This is a genomic window from Noviherbaspirillum sp. (assembly GCF_036563305.1).
In the GTDB taxonomy this organism is placed as follows: domain Bacteria; phylum Pseudomonadota; class Gammaproteobacteria; order Burkholderiales; family Burkholderiaceae_D; genus Noviherbaspirillum.
The window spans coordinates 40,084-52,934 of sequence record NZ_DATCMQ010000007.1 but is presented as its reverse complement, the minus strand read 5'-3'; the positions used below and the strand labels follow the sequence as shown (position 1 = coordinate 52,934).

The window sequence follows — 12,851 nt, the reverse complement described above, 5'->3', positions numbered from 1 at the left end:
AAGGAGGCGCACGTGGCTCTCTCCCCACTTGGCGGTTCAAACCTCGACATCAACAGCATCGTCGCACAGCTGATGGCCGTCGAGGAACGGCCGCTCACGAGACTCACTGAAAAAGAAGCGAGCTACAAGGCGAGACTGTCCGCCGTCGGCAACCTGAAGAGCTCGCTGTCCGCCTTTCAGACCGCTCTCCGGTCCCTCTCCGACGTAAGCAAGTTCCAGTCCGTGAAGGCGTCCGTCGCCGACACGGCGGTTGCCACTGCAAGCGCATCCGCCGGGGCTGCCGGCGGCACCTTCACGCTGGAGGTCAGCAAGCTGGCGCAGGCGCAGAAGCTCGCGTCCGCCGGCCAGGCGAGCGCCGGCACGCCGATCGGCACCGGCACGATCACTTTCGATTTCGGTTCCATCAATGTCGGCTCCGGCAGCTTCGACGCCGCGACCGGCAAGTACACCGGCGCATCCTTCACGAGCAACGGCAACGGTGTCAAGACCGTGACGATCGGCAGCGGGAATGCCAGCCTGTCCGGCATCCGGGATGCGATCAATGCCGCCGGGATCGGCGTCACCGCGTCCATCGTCAACGACGGCAGCGCATCGCCCCATCGCCTGGTGCTGACGGAGCAAAGCACCGGCAAGACAAACAGCATGAAGATCTCGGTCTCGGGCGACGCCGCGCTGGCGAGCCTGATGAACCACGATCCCGCCGGCACGCCTGCGGCACAGGGCTTTACCGAGACCAGCACCGCCCAGAACGCGGAGCTCAAGGTCGACGGCATCGCTGTATCGAAGCCGAGCAACACGATCAACGACGTCATGACGGGCGTTACGCTCACCCTGAACAAGACCAACGTCGGCAGTCCGACCAATGTGTCGGTCACCAAGGACGCGAGCGCAATCAACGGCGCGGTCGGCCAGTTCGTTGCCGCCTACAACGTCATCAACCAGGCACTGACCAACGCCTCCTCCTACAATCCGGAAACCAAGGTGGCGGCGGTGCTCAACGGCGACGCGACGGTACGCTCGATCCAGACCCAGTTGCGTGCGATGCTGATTACGCCGATCGAGGGCGGAGGCGCGTTCAAGACGCTGAGCCAGATCGGCGTCTCGGTCCAGAAGGACGGCAATCTTGCGGTCGACAACGCGAAATTGCAGAAGGCGGTCGAAAGCAACTTCAGCGACATCGCCGCCCTGTTCACGGCGACCGGCAAGGCAACGGACAGCCTGGTGGCGTACTCCGGATCGACTGAAAAGACCAAGGCGGGCAGCTACGACCTGAACATCTCGCGTATCGCCACCAAGGGGAAGACGACCGGCAGCGCGGTTGCCGCACTGACGATCGGCGCATCGAACGACACGCTCGAAGTCAAGCTCGACGGCGTTACCGCCACCATCAAGCTGGCCCAGAAAACCTACGCCAGCGCCGATGCCCTCGCGCTCGAGATCCAGTCGAAGATCAACGGGGTCGCAGAATTCGTGTCCGCCGGCTCGAGCGTCAGCGTCAGCCAGACCGGCGGCAGGATTTCCATCCTGTCGTCGCGCTACGGTTCCGGCTCCAACATCAGCATCACCGGCGGCAACGGCAGCGCCGGCCTCCTTGGCGCCACCCCCGTGACCAGCGGCGGCGAGGATGTCGCCGGCACGCTCAACGGCGTCCCGGGCGTCGGCGCCGGCCAGTTCCTGACCGGGGCGGCGGGCAGCGCCGCCGACGGGCTCAAGCTCCTGATCAGCGGCGGAAGCGCGACCAGCCGGGGCACGGTCAGCTTTTCCAAGGGTTATGCCTACCAGTTCGACAAGCTGGTCGATACCCTGCTTGCGGAGGACGGCCCGATCAACGCAAAGACGGACGGCATCAATGCGTCCCTCAAGTCGCTCGACAAGCAGAAGCAGCAACTCAACGACCGCCTCGACCAGATCGAGAAGCGGTACAAGGCGCAGTTCAGCGCGCTCGACACGCTGTTGTCGAGCATGGGACAGACCAGCTCGTATCTGACACAACAGCTGGCGAGCCTGTCATCGTCGATGTAACAAAGGAAACAACGGGAATGTTTGGAGCACCCAACAAAGGCGCAAACGCCTACGCCAAGATCGGCATCGAGACCGGCGTCGCCTCCGCGAGTCCGCACAAGCTGATCGTCATGCTGTTCGAAGGCGCGATGGTGGCAGTCGCCTCCGCCGTGCAGCACATGAACGCGGGCGACGTCGCGAACAAGGGCGCTGCGATCTCGAAGGCGATCTCGATCATCGACAACGGCCTGCGTGCCAGCCTCGACAAGAACGTCGGCGGCGAAGTCGCGCTCAACCTCGATGCGCTGTATGAATACATGAGCAGCCGCCTGCTCATTGCGAACCTGAAGAACCAGCCGCAAACGCTGGACGAGGTGTACCAATTGCTGAAGGGATTGCGCGACGCCTGGGTGACGATCAACCCCGACGCCGCCGCGCAAGTGCCGGCCGCAGCTGCCCCGCAGCAGCCGGCCGACCCGCTCGCACCGCAGTCCTCCCGCCTTGTGAAAGCCTGACCATGGACAACCAGGAAATCATCTCCATCTACGAGACCGTCGCCGACATCACCGACCAGATGCTGGCCGCGGCCCGCACCGGTGACTGGGAACAGCTGGCTGCGCTCGAATCGCGCTGCTCCAGCCAGGTCGAGATCCTCAAGCGCAACGACCAGCCGCGCGAGCCACTGACGCCCACCGCCCGCGAGCACAAGACCCGGATCATCAAGAAGATCCTCGAGGACGACCGCCAGATCCGCAACATCACCGAGCCCTGGATGGCACGGCTGTCAAAGATGATGAACAGCGCCGGCACCGAACGCAAGCTGGCGCAGGCCTACGGCGCCAACCAGACCGGCTGACCGATGCTGCCGCGGGCCGACCTCAACGCCGCCCGGCCCGCCATGTCGGTCGATGCGCCGACGAGGTCAGTGTCAGCCACCGATCCGCGGCTGGATGTCCTCCGCCGGCTCAACCAGATCGCCATCGGCAAGGAAGTGCAGGCGATGGTCGATTCGATGCTCGATGACGGCAACTTCCTGGTGCGGGTGGGCGATGGCCAGGCCCGCATGGCGCTTCCCGTCGGGACCAGGGTCGGCGACCAGCTGTCGATGGTGTTCATCGCACGCGAGCCGCGTCCCACTTTCCTGCTCAACCAGCCCGGCGGCAGCGCGCCCGCCACCCTCAGCGCCACTGCGCGCCTGATCGACCATGTACTGCAGGCCGCCGGCGGAAATGCTTCCGCCGCGGTGAATGCCGGCGCCCCGCTCCTGGCCGCCGCCGACGCTGATCCGGCACGCATCGCCGGCGCGCTGCAGGACAGCCTCGGGCGCAGCGGCCTGTTCTATGAATCCCACCTGCAGGACTGGCTGAACGGCAGCCGCACGCTGGAGGAACTGGCGCAGGAACCGCAGGCGCGGCTCGCCCAGCCGGGGACGCGGCCGGAGCAGTCCGGCGCGGACATGGCGCGGCTGGCGGACAGCATGCGCGACCTCGGTGACGGCGTGCACAAGCTGCTGGACCTGATGCGCGACGCCAAAGTGCAGGCCGCCAATCCACAGATGACCGACGCCGACGTGATCGCGCGCGCCGACGCCGGCCTGCCGCCGATCGATCCCGAAGCGGCGCGCCTGATCAACCTCCAGCTCAATGCGCTCGAACAGCAGCAGATGCGCTGGCGCGGCGAACTGTGGCCGGGACAGGAACTGGAATGGGAAGTGAGCCGCGACCAGGGTGGCGGCGGCGCCGGCCAGGAAGTGGCGTGCTGGAGCAGCGCGGTGCGCTTTGAACTGCCGCACCTCGGCGCGGTGTCCGCGACGATCCGCCTGCTGGGCGGCCGCGTCCAGCTGCAGGTCAATACCGACAGCGACGACGCCGCCGCCCTGCTCCGCGGCCACGCGGACTCCCTTGCGCAGGCGCTGGACGCTGCCGGCGCGCCGCTCGATGCCATGCTGGTGAAGCGCGATGAACAGGCCTGACCGCATGCAGAATGCAGTCGCCCTCGCCTACCAGACCGGCGAGCTGGCGCCGAAGGTGGTGGCCAAGGGGCGCGGCATGGTGGCGGAACAGATCATCGCCCGCGCGCGCGAACACGGCGTCTTCGTGCACGAATCGAAGGAACTGGTCGCGCTGCTGATGCAGGTCGAACTCGACCGCCATATTCCGCCCGAACTCTATCGGGTAGTGGCGGAATTGCTCGCGTGGCTTTACCATATCGACGCGCTCAAAAATAAGGGGCCACACTCCCGCCCCTTGGCCGATTCATAGAAACAGAGACAATGGCATTCAACAGCAAGTTCGGAACGGAAGACGTCAGTCCGTACCAGGTTCACTCACGCCGGGAGATCGTCAGCCTGCTGCGTGCGATGCATGAGCGGAACCAGCTCGTCAGCATGCAGGCCGACGGCGGCGCGGACGCGGTGGTGACCTCGGTGCTCGACGTGGATGAGGAGGCGGGACTGGTCGTGATCGACCGCGCCCCGAGCAACCTGCTCAACCAGCGCCTGCTGGACAGCGACAACGTCTCGTTCGAGACCGTGCTCGACAACATCCGCATCATGTTCTTTGCCGACAAGGTCGGCGAATGCCTCTACGACAACCTGCCGGCGCTGTACATCGCGATCCCGTCCAACCTGATCCGGCTGCAGCGGCGCGAACACTTCCGCGTACCCACGCCGGTCGCCAGCCCGCTGCGCTGCACGATCCAGATTCCGCCGGACGACAACGGAACGGGCGGCACCTCGGTGGTCGTCACCCTGAAGGACATCAGCGGCGGCGGCATCGGCGTGGTCGACGAGAAGAAGCTGCTCGACAACACCATCGGCCGGGTCTACAAGGACTGCCGCATCGATCTCCCGAGCAGCGGTCCGGTGGTGTGCACGCTGCAGGTGCGCAACTCCCACGACCTTCAGCTCAGCACCGGCAAGTCCATCCGCAAGCTGGGATGCATGTTCGTCGACCTGCCCAAGCCGATGGTGGCGGCGGTGCAGCGCTACATCACCAAGCTGGAACGCGAACGCAACGCGAAAGCGACCGGCCTCAACTGAAGCGCCCGACGCCCTGCCCCGGGCCCGTCTCCCCCCGAGTCGCCGCACCTGCTCGCATTGAACGCGCGGACCGATGCCGTGCCGGTGCAGGACCGATGTCCGGATCATTCGTCCCGGGGAAATTCGTACACATCGCCGCCTGCGCCGGTATTGCGCTTGCCGGCGCGCAGATCCCGGTACACCGCGGCCCGCATGATCATCATTGCCACCACCGGCGCGGTCATCAGCACGAAGGCGGCGATGAGCAACTCATGCAGCACGAGCCGGCCCTGTTGCACGCCGAAGTAGAACATCGACGCAAGCAGTATGCACCCCGCGCCGAGCGTGATGGTGATCGCCGGCCCGTGGATGCGCTGGTAGAACTTCGGCAGGCGCAGCAGGCCCAGCGCACCGATCAGGCTGATACTGCCGCCGACGATCAGCAGCAAGGCAATCGGCATCGCCGCCCATCCGGGAATCCCCGTGAAGTCGCTCATTCGATCACCTCCCCGCGCATCAGGAACTTGGCAATGGCGATCGTCGATACGAAACCGAGCAGGGCAATCAACATTGCGAAGTCAAAATACACCTGGCTGCCGAAGCGGATGCCGAGCACGATCGCAAGCAGCATGGTGCACATCCAGAGCGTGTCGAGCGCGAGGACACGGTCGTGCGCGGAGGGGCCGATCACCAGCCTGATCGTACAGAACAGCATCGCCACCAGGATGCAGATGAAGGCATAGGCGACGGAGAGTTCCAGCAATGTTGCGAACACGGCTACTCCTGGTCAAAGATGTCTATCAGCGGTTTCTCGTATCGGGTCTTGATCGTGTCGACCCACCATTGCTCGTCGTGCAGGTCGAATACGTGCAGGGACAGCGTGTGAGTCCCCGGCAGGATCTCGACCCAGACGGTGCCGGGCGTGGAATTGATCAGGCATGAGAGCAGCGCCAGGCCGAACGGGCTTTGCAGATCAAGGGGGATGCGGATGAACTGGGAGTTGAGCCCGTCCGCTTTCGCAAACAGGATGATCCGGCCGACGTTGAAGCATGAGCGCACGATCTCGCGCAGCGCCATCGAAAGCAGGCGGACCATCGCCGCGGGCCGGGAGATACGGGGATAGCCGAGCGGCTGCAGGCTTCTCGTGAGCAGTGGCGCCGCCACTGCCACCACCGCGCCCAGCAGGACCTGCGCCGGCGCGAGGCTTTGATTCAGCACCAGCCAAAGCAGCAGCAGCAGGCCCGAGAGCCAGGGGAAAGGCAGCCATTTCTTCATTTTTCGCCTCCGGGGGTGGCCGGCCCCGGCACGGCGGGCGCCGCGCGCACCCGCTCGACATACTGCCCCGGCACATGAAGATCGCCGGCGGTGCGCGACAGGTGGCTGAAGATCGGCTGCGCCTGTACGGTCATGGCGATGCAGGCCAACAGCAACAGGCCGATCGGCGCGACTTCGGTTGCCTGCAAGGGGGGCGGCAACACCGGGCCCGCCGACCAGAAGGTGCGGACCCCGAAACGAAGCATGGATAGGATGGTGGCCAGGCCCGACAGCACGATCAGGACCACCAGTGCCCAGCCGAGCGGAGTCGGGCCGCTTGCGGATGCTTCCGGGTTGAGCAGGACATGAATCAGCCCGAACTTGGCGACGAAGCCGGAGAACGGCGGCAGCCCCGCGATGATCAGTGCGCAGGAGGCATAGGACAAGCCGAGAAAGGCGAGCGCCGCCGGTATGCCGACGCCGACCGGCGGGTCAGGCGCGTCCTCGATCGCAAACGCTTCCATCGTTACCGCCAGCAGGGCCGCGCCGGGGGTACGGATGCGTTCGATCAGTTCGATCAGCATGACGAAGGCCGCCATGGCCATCGTGGAGCCGAGCATGTAGTACAAGCCGGGCGTGATGAGCGAGGGCTGCCCGTAGCCGATCACGGAAAGCACGGTGCCCGAGGAGATCATGGCGCCATAGCCGGCCATCCGGCCGGGCGACTCGCTGGCCAGCATCCCCGCCGCGCCGTACACCATCGTCGCCATGCCTCCCCAGAGCAGCGCCTCGACCCCGAAACCGGCGGCGGCGCCCGCACCGTCCGGGAATACCAGCAGCCAAATCCGCAATATCGCGTACACCCCGACCTTGGTCATCAGTACCAGCATCACCGTCACCGGCGGCGAGGCCGCGTCGTAGGTCGGAGGCAGCCAGAAGCCGAGCGGCCACATCGCGCTCTTGATCAGGAAGGCGATGGCAAGCACGGTGACGCCGACCTTGAGCAACGCAAGATCGGTTGGACCGGCATGGGCAACGCGGCCGGCAAGATCGGCCATGTTCAGCGTCCCGGTGCTGGCGTAGATCAGTGCGACACCGATCAGGAACAGCAGGGACGCCACGAGATTGACCGCGATGTAATGCATGCCTGCGCGCAGGCGGCTGACGTTGTAGCCATGCAGCAGCAAGCCGTAGGATGCGGCCAGCATCACCTCGAAGAAAACGAAGAGATTGAACAGATCATGCGTCAGGAACGCGCCGTTGATCCCCATGATCAGGAACTGGAACAGCGGATGGAAATGCACGCCGACGCGGCTCCAGCGCAGCATCGAGTAAACCAGCGCCGATGCCGCCAGCAGCGCCGTCAGCAGCAGCATCAGCGCCGCCAGCCGGTCCGCGAGCAATGCGATGCCGAATGGCGCGCTCCAGTTCGCCGCCAGGTAGACACCGACGCCGGCGTTCCACTGCCCGCCGTCGATCAGCGCCAGCAGGATGATTGACACGAAAAAGGTGCAGGCGACCGAAGCCGCGCTCAGGCCGAACTTCAGCCAGTGCCGGTTGTGCCTGACCGACACCTGGAGCGCGCCGCACAGCAGCGGCACGAGTACGGGGGCCACGACCAGGTGTTCGCTCCAGGCCAGACTCATTGGTCAGGTTCCTCGCCGTCCACATGGTCGGTTCCGGTCACGCCGCGCGCCCCGATGATCACCACGAGATAGAGCGCCGTGGTGGCGAAACCGATGACGATCGCGGTGAGCACCAGCGCCTGCGGCAGGGGATCGGCGACCAGCGCGGGATCGGGCGCTTTGCCGGCCTCGATCAGCGGCGGGCGATCCAGCCACAGCCGGCCCATGATGAAGATGAACAGGTTGACGGCATAGGACATCAGCATCAGGCCGATCAGCACCTGGAAACTCCGGGGCCGCAATATGAGCCAGATGCCTGATCCGAAAAGTACGCCGATGGCGCAGGCGATGACAGGTTCCATCAAGGTATGTCTCCGGTGACGGCTTCCGGGGTCGCGGCCTGCAATCCGCTCGCAATGCGGTGGCTGCGGATCGACTGGTGCGCGAGCCCGACCAGGATCAGCATCGTCGACCCCACCACCACGGCAAACACCCCGAGGTCGAATGCGAACGCACTCGGTACGTGAACCTCTCCCAGCAGGGGCAGGTGAAGGTGGGCGGTGTGGCTGGTCAGGAAAGGATAGCCGAACAGCAAGGCCCCGAGGCCGGTGCACAACGCGACCAGCAGGCCGTATCCTATCCAGCGATGGGGGCGCAGCCGGATATGCGTCTCCACCCACACGGTGCCGGCGATCATGTACTGCACGATCAGCGCGGCGGCGAAGATCAGTCCCGCGACGAAGCCGCCGCCAGGCAGATTGTGCCCGCGCATGAAGAAATACGCCGTCACCACGACCATGAATGGCAGCAGGAACCGGAGGTACACCGCGGGGATCATCAGATAGCCGCTCTTCGCCTGCTGCAGCGGGGTCTGCAGCGCGGCCGGGTCGAGGTCGTTGGCCTGCTGTTCCGGTATCGGGATGCTCTCCGGCGCGGGGCGGAAGCGCCGCAGCAATGCATAGACGGTCAGCGCCACGATCGAGAGCACGGTGATTTCCCCCATCGTGTCGAAGCCGCGGAAGTCGACCAGCAGCACATTGACCACATTGCCGCCGCCGCCCTCGGGCAGCGCGCGCAGGATGAAGTAGTCGCCGATGCTCTTTGGCGCCGGATGCGTCAGCACGACATAGCTCGCCGCGGCGAGGCCCGACCCGCAGGCGACGGCGACCAGGAGATCGCGGGCGCGGCGGCCGGCCACGGCGAGCGGAAGACGGGCATCCCGCCCCTTCGGCACCAGCCGCGGCGGCAACCAGCGCAGCCCGAGCAGAATCAGCACCGTGGTCACCGTCTCGACCATGAGCTGGGTCAGCGCGAGGTCCGGCGCCGACAGCCAGAGGAAGGTCACGCTTGTGACGATCCCGGTTCCGCCAACCAGCAGCAGTGCGGCGAGCCGGTGATACTTGGCCTTCCATGCGGCGGCCACGGCACAGCCACCGCCGATCAGCCATGCCAGGGCGAACAGCAGATTGGCACCGCCGGCGGGTGGCGCCGGCAGTTCGGGAAGCGGGTTCACCAGCAGCAGCGGCAACGCGATCGCGGCCGTCATGATCAGCAACAATTGCAGTTGCAGGCGGCGTGCTCCAAGGCGCCTGATCACCCAGGCGGCCGAGACGGACAGCGTCAGCAAGGCGGTTTCGTAAGCCTGTGCCCCGCGGAACCGGTGCAGCACCGGGGTCTTGTCGCGGGATGCCAGGGTGTAGTACTTGCGCAGCAGCACATAGAAGACGACGCCGCCGGAGAGGGCCGCAACGCTCATCAGCAACGGCAGGTTGAAGCCATGCCATATCCCGAGATCGAATTGCGGCATGGCCTCGCCAAGCACGGCGCGCGCGCCCACCGTAAGCACGCTCCCGACGATCATTTCAGGCAGGATGCCGACCAGGACGCACACCAGAACGAGCAGTTCGACCGGGAACCGCATCCAGCGCGGCGGTTCGTGCGGGGCTTTTGGCAGGTTCGGGGAAAGCCGGCCGAAGAAGACACTGATGAAACGCAGCGAATACGCGATGCTGAAGATGCCCATGGCGACGGCGGCATAGGACATCCACCAGTTTTCGGTGCCGCCGACGTGGACCGTCTCGGCAAAGAACATTTCCTTGGACAGGAATCCGTTGAGCAAGGGCACGCCGCCCATCGCCGCGCTCGCCACGATGGCGAGCGTCGCCGTTTGCGGCATCGCCCGGTAAAGACCGCGCAAGACGCGCATGTCGCGAGTCCCGGTTTCATGGTCGATGATGCCGGCGGCCATGAAAAGCGACGCCTTGAAGACCGCGTGGTTGAGGGTATGGAAAATCGCGGCAACCACCGAAAGCGGCGTGCCGATGCCCATCAGGACGGTAATCAGGCCGAGGTGGCTGATGGTCGAATAGGCGAGCAGGCCTTTCAGGTCATGCTGAAAAATGGCGATGAACGAGCCGAGCAGCATGGTGCAGACACCCGCCCCGCCGACGATCCAGGTCCACTCCGGGGTGCCGGCCAACGCGGGCCACAGCCGCATCAGCAGGAATACGCCGGCCTTCACCATGGTCGCGGAATGCAGGAACGCCGATACCGGCGTCGGCGCGGCCATGGCGTGCGGGAGCCAGAAATGAAACGGAAACTGGGCGCTCTTCGTCAGCGCACCGAGCGCCACCAGGACCAGCGCCGGACGATACCAGGCGTGCGCCCGCACCGCTTCGCCGGACGCCAGCACGATGTCAAGGTCGTAGCTGCCCGCCATCCGTCCTAGCAAGAGGACCCCGCACAACAGGCACAGGCCGCCCGCCGTCGTCACCGTGAACGCCATCCGCGCGCCGCGGCGTCCGTCATGCCGGTGATGCCAGTAGCCGATCAGCAGAAAGGAGGTCAGGCTCGTCAGTTCCCAGAACACGACCATCTGAATCAGGTTGCCGGACAGCACGACCCCGAGCATCGCCCCGGAAAACGCGAGGATGAACGAGAAGAAGCGCGGTATGGGATCCTGCGGCGACATGTAATAGCGCGCATAGAGGACGATCAGCAATCCGATGCCGAGTATCAGCATCGAGAACAGCCAGGCGAGGCCGTCCATCCGCAGCACGAAGTTCAGGCCGTAGTCCGGCAGCCATGGCAGGTCGTAACGAATGATGGTGCCGTCCTGGATGTGGAAATACATCCACGCGCCCACGGCCAGCGCGACGGCGTTGACGGCACCTGCAACGCCCGCCGCCCTGTTGCGGGCGCGGGCGGGCGGACAGGCGGCACAGACGCTTCCAAGAAACGGCAAGAGCACAAGAAGCAGTAGCAGCAGCGGCATCATTGCGGCAGTCAAGGTCGAGGCGTGGCAATACGTGCGATGCGGACCGGGGAAGGTGTGGTCATCGCCATGAAATCAGAGCGTGCACTCGAACCTTAATGCGATGCCGGCGGCAGCGGGAGGAAGAATGTCAACGAACCGACAGGCGGAAGCGATCGACGCCGGCATCAGGCCACCACCCTGCCGCGCTTCATCCGCTCCCTGCGCCCGGGAATGACCAGCGTGTCGCACGACAGCCAGTAAACCAGGCTTTCCGCTGCGCCCTGCGACAGCACACGCGTGATCGCCGTCCTGGCGCGCGCGCCGGCAATGACGAGGTCGATGTCGTGATTGCGGACAAAGCGGGCAAGGCCGGTCGCAAGTGGCACCTCCTCGATGACGATCCGCAAGCCCCGTCGCACAGCGCCGGACAGCGTGCATTCCGCCACGAAACGCGCGCATGCGCCGTGCGCGGCCTCGATGCCGGCACCATGCAGCGCCCCGCGGTCATTGACCAGCCTCGCATAGGGCCGCCTGTGCACGTGATACAGGACCAGGACATGTTCCGGAAAAAGGCGCGCCGCCGACTCCAGCACCTGCCGCGATCCGGCGGAAAAATCGGTGGCAACGACGATCCGCCGGTAAGCGGCATGCGCGCGGTTGCGCACGACAAGCAGGGGGCGGGACAGGGTCCGCAAGAGCCGTTCGGCGGTGGTGCCGAGGAGAAAATCACGGACCGACCGCCGGCTTCCGGCACTGGCAATGACCAGGTCGCTGTCAAGCGCGGCAGCCGCACGGCGCACCACGCCTGGTGTATCCCCGGCGGCGACATGCATGCGCACGTCCAGGTTCGATCCCAGGAAGGCGCTTCGCGCGCGGCGAAACATCCTCATCCCGGCATCTGCGCCCTCTTTCCTGTCGAACCAGTCGAGTACCTCGGCCGGGTCGTCCAGGCCGTTCGGCGGCGAGACCAGGGTAAGGTCGGCGCGCCAGTCGCGCGCCAATTGCTTCGCGCGCTCCAGCGCCCTGTCGTCGTCGACGCTGAAGTCGGTCGCAAGGAGCAGCCGCCGCGGCGGCGAGAGATCGATATTATTTCTCATCATGGTCAATTCCTCCTGTCCGGACGCACCGGCGATGCGCCCGGTGCGATGACCGGACAAACACATGGAGCGGATTCCGGGCCCGCCCGCGGGACCGGCGCGGCGTGCGCGGGCGCCTGCGCGCCGCGCGGTCAGGGAAATACCAGCACCGGGATGCCCGATTGCCGGATGACCTGCTGGGTCGTGCTCTCACTGAAAAGGGTGTCGATGACACCCGTCTTTCCGCGCGTCGCCATGACGATCAGGTCGCAGTTGAACCGGCGGGAAGCCTTGAGTATTTCGTCCTCCGGGCTGGCGGAAACCGACACGACACGTTCGCACTGCACACCTGCGCCTTCGGCTGCTGCGCAGGCCATGTCGGTCCGCCGCTGTGCCCATTCGAGGTGTTCCGCCTCCGCGGCGGCGCCCGTTTGCAGGGAATCCCGGTCGGAAGCGCGGTACAGGCGCGGCTCGGCGACCGACAGGACAACGACTTTTGCGCCAGTGGCCTGCGCCATCGACATGACCGCCTCTACTGGCTTGAAGGAATTCTCGGCATCGCTCAGCGGTAACAAGATTGAATTGAACACGGTTGACCCCACTTTGTCGCTTGCGACGGG

General features: G+C 65.6%; 14 protein-coding genes. 6 read left to right on the top strand and 8 right to left on the bottom strand.

What is annotated here, in order from left to right; translation table 11 throughout:
• The first annotated feature begins 12 nt into the window (after positions 1-12).
• From fliD to VIM12_RS05185, 6 genes are all read left to right on the top strand, one after another.
• Complete coding sequence (fliD, locus tag VIM12_RS05210; RefSeq protein ID WP_331940555.1) at positions 13-2,022, top strand: flagellar filament capping protein FliD; 2,010 nt, start codon at positions 13-15, stop codon at positions 2,020-2,022.
• Positions 2,023-2,039: 17 nt separating this feature from the next.
• A complete protein-coding gene (gene fliS / locus VIM12_RS05205; protein ID WP_331940554.1) occupies positions 2,040-2,516 on the top strand; it encodes a flagellar export chaperone FliS in 477 nt (158 codons plus the stop codon).
• A gap of 2 nt (positions 2,517-2,518) precedes the next feature.
• A complete protein-coding gene (locus VIM12_RS05200) occupies positions 2,519-2,857 on the top strand; it encodes a flagellar protein FliT (protein ID WP_331940553.1) in 339 nt (112 codons plus the stop codon).
• A gap of 69 nt (positions 2,858-2,926) precedes the next feature.
• Positions 2,927-3,973: a flagellar hook-length control protein FliK gene (locus VIM12_RS05195; protein ID WP_331940552.1), complete on the top strand. Its 1,047-nt coding sequence runs from the start codon at positions 2,927-2,929 to the stop codon at positions 3,971-3,973.
• On the top strand, positions 3,960-4,262 hold the full coding sequence (locus VIM12_RS05190; protein WP_331940551.1) for an EscU/YscU/HrcU family type III secretion system export apparatus switch protein: 303 nt from the start codon (positions 3,960-3,962) through the stop codon (positions 4,260-4,262). Before VIM12_RS05195 ends, VIM12_RS05190 begins: the two co-directional genes overlap by 14 nt.
• Positions 4,263-4,273: 11 nt before the next feature.
• Positions 4,274-5,041 (top strand): flagellar brake protein, encoded by a 768-nt coding sequence (locus VIM12_RS05185; protein ID WP_331940550.1) that lies wholly within the window; start codon positions 4,274-4,276, stop codon positions 5,039-5,041.
• A gap of 104 nt (positions 5,042-5,145) precedes the next feature.
• On the opposite strand, the gene mnhG is transcribed toward VIM12_RS05185, so the two are convergent.
• The 8 genes from mnhG to VIM12_RS05145 form a co-directional block, all read right to left on the bottom strand.
• The gene (gene mnhG, locus VIM12_RS05180) at positions 5,146-5,517 is read right to left on the bottom strand and encodes a monovalent cation/H(+) antiporter subunit G (protein WP_331940549.1); all 372 of its coding nucleotides are present in this window, start codon (positions 5,515-5,517) and stop codon (positions 5,146-5,148) included.
• Positions 5,514-5,795, bottom strand: coding sequence for a K+/H+ antiporter subunit F (locus VIM12_RS05175; protein WP_331940548.1), 282 nt, complete (start codon positions 5,793-5,795; stop codon positions 5,514-5,516). The genes mnhG and VIM12_RS05175 overlap by 4 nt, the downstream gene beginning before the upstream one ends.
• A gap of 2 nt (positions 5,796-5,797) precedes the next feature.
• Entirely contained in the window at positions 5,798-6,295 is a 498-nt protein-coding gene (locus VIM12_RS05170; RefSeq protein ID WP_331940547.1) for a Na+/H+ antiporter subunit E, read from the bottom strand.
• Positions 6,292-7,920, bottom strand: coding sequence for a monovalent cation/H+ antiporter subunit D (locus tag VIM12_RS05165; protein ID WP_331940546.1), 1,629 nt, complete (start codon positions 7,918-7,920; stop codon positions 6,292-6,294). The genes VIM12_RS05170 and VIM12_RS05165 overlap by 4 nt, the downstream gene beginning before the upstream one ends.
• Complete coding sequence (locus VIM12_RS05160) at positions 7,917-8,261, bottom strand: Na+/H+ antiporter subunit C (protein WP_331940627.1); 345 nt, start codon at positions 8,259-8,261, stop codon at positions 7,917-7,919. The genes VIM12_RS05165 and VIM12_RS05160 overlap by 4 nt, the downstream gene beginning before the upstream one ends.
• Positions 8,261-11,167, bottom strand: coding sequence for a monovalent cation/H+ antiporter subunit A (locus VIM12_RS05155; RefSeq protein ID WP_414691754.1), 2,907 nt, complete (start codon positions 11,165-11,167; stop codon positions 8,261-8,263). The genes VIM12_RS05160 and VIM12_RS05155 overlap by 1 nt, the downstream gene beginning before the upstream one ends.
• 173 nt (positions 11,168-11,340) lie before the next feature.
• Positions 11,341-12,255 (bottom strand): universal stress protein, encoded by a 915-nt coding sequence (locus VIM12_RS05150; RefSeq protein WP_331940545.1) that lies wholly within the window; start codon positions 12,253-12,255, stop codon positions 11,341-11,343.
• Positions 12,256-12,383: 128 nt separating this feature from the next.
• Entirely contained in the window at positions 12,384-12,821 is a 438-nt protein-coding gene (locus tag VIM12_RS05145; protein ID WP_331940544.1) for a universal stress protein, read from the bottom strand.
• Positions 12,822-12,851: the final 30 nt, after the last annotated feature.

What these genes read in the sequence shown, in the direction of transcription:
- fliS (WP_331940554.1), top strand. Translation starts at nt 2,040, where the DNA reads ATGTTTGGAGCACCCAACAAAGGCGCAAACGCCTACGCCAAGATCGGC.
- VIM12_RS05200 (WP_331940553.1), top strand. Translation starts at nt 2,519, where the DNA reads ATGGACAACCAGGAAATCATCTCCATCTACGAGACCGTCGCCGACATC.
- VIM12_RS05190 (WP_331940551.1), top strand. Translation starts at nt 3,960, where the DNA reads ATGAACAGGCCTGACCGCATGCAGAATGCAGTCGCCCTCGCCTACCAG.
- VIM12_RS05185 (WP_331940550.1), top strand. Translation starts at nt 4,274, where the DNA reads ATGGCATTCAACAGCAAGTTCGGAACGGAAGACGTCAGTCCGTACCAG.
- mnhG (WP_331940549.1), bottom strand. Translation starts at nt 5,517, where the DNA reads ATGAGCGACTTCACGGGGATTCCCGGATGGGCGGCGATGCCGATTGCC.
- VIM12_RS05170 (WP_331940547.1), bottom strand. Translation starts at nt 6,295, where the DNA reads ATGAAGAAATGGCTGCCTTTCCCCTGGCTCTCGGGCCTGCTGCTGCTG.
- VIM12_RS05165 (WP_331940546.1), bottom strand. Translation starts at nt 7,920, where the DNA reads ATGAGTCTGGCCTGGAGCGAACACCTGGTCGTGGCCCCCGTACTCGTG.
- VIM12_RS05160 (WP_331940627.1), bottom strand. Translation starts at nt 8,261, where the DNA reads ATGGAACCTGTCATCGCCTGCGCCATCGGCGTACTTTTCGGATCAGGC.
- VIM12_RS05150 (WP_331940545.1), bottom strand. Translation starts at nt 12,255, where the DNA reads ATGATGAGAAATAATATCGATCTCTCGCCGCCGCGGCGGCTGCTCCTT.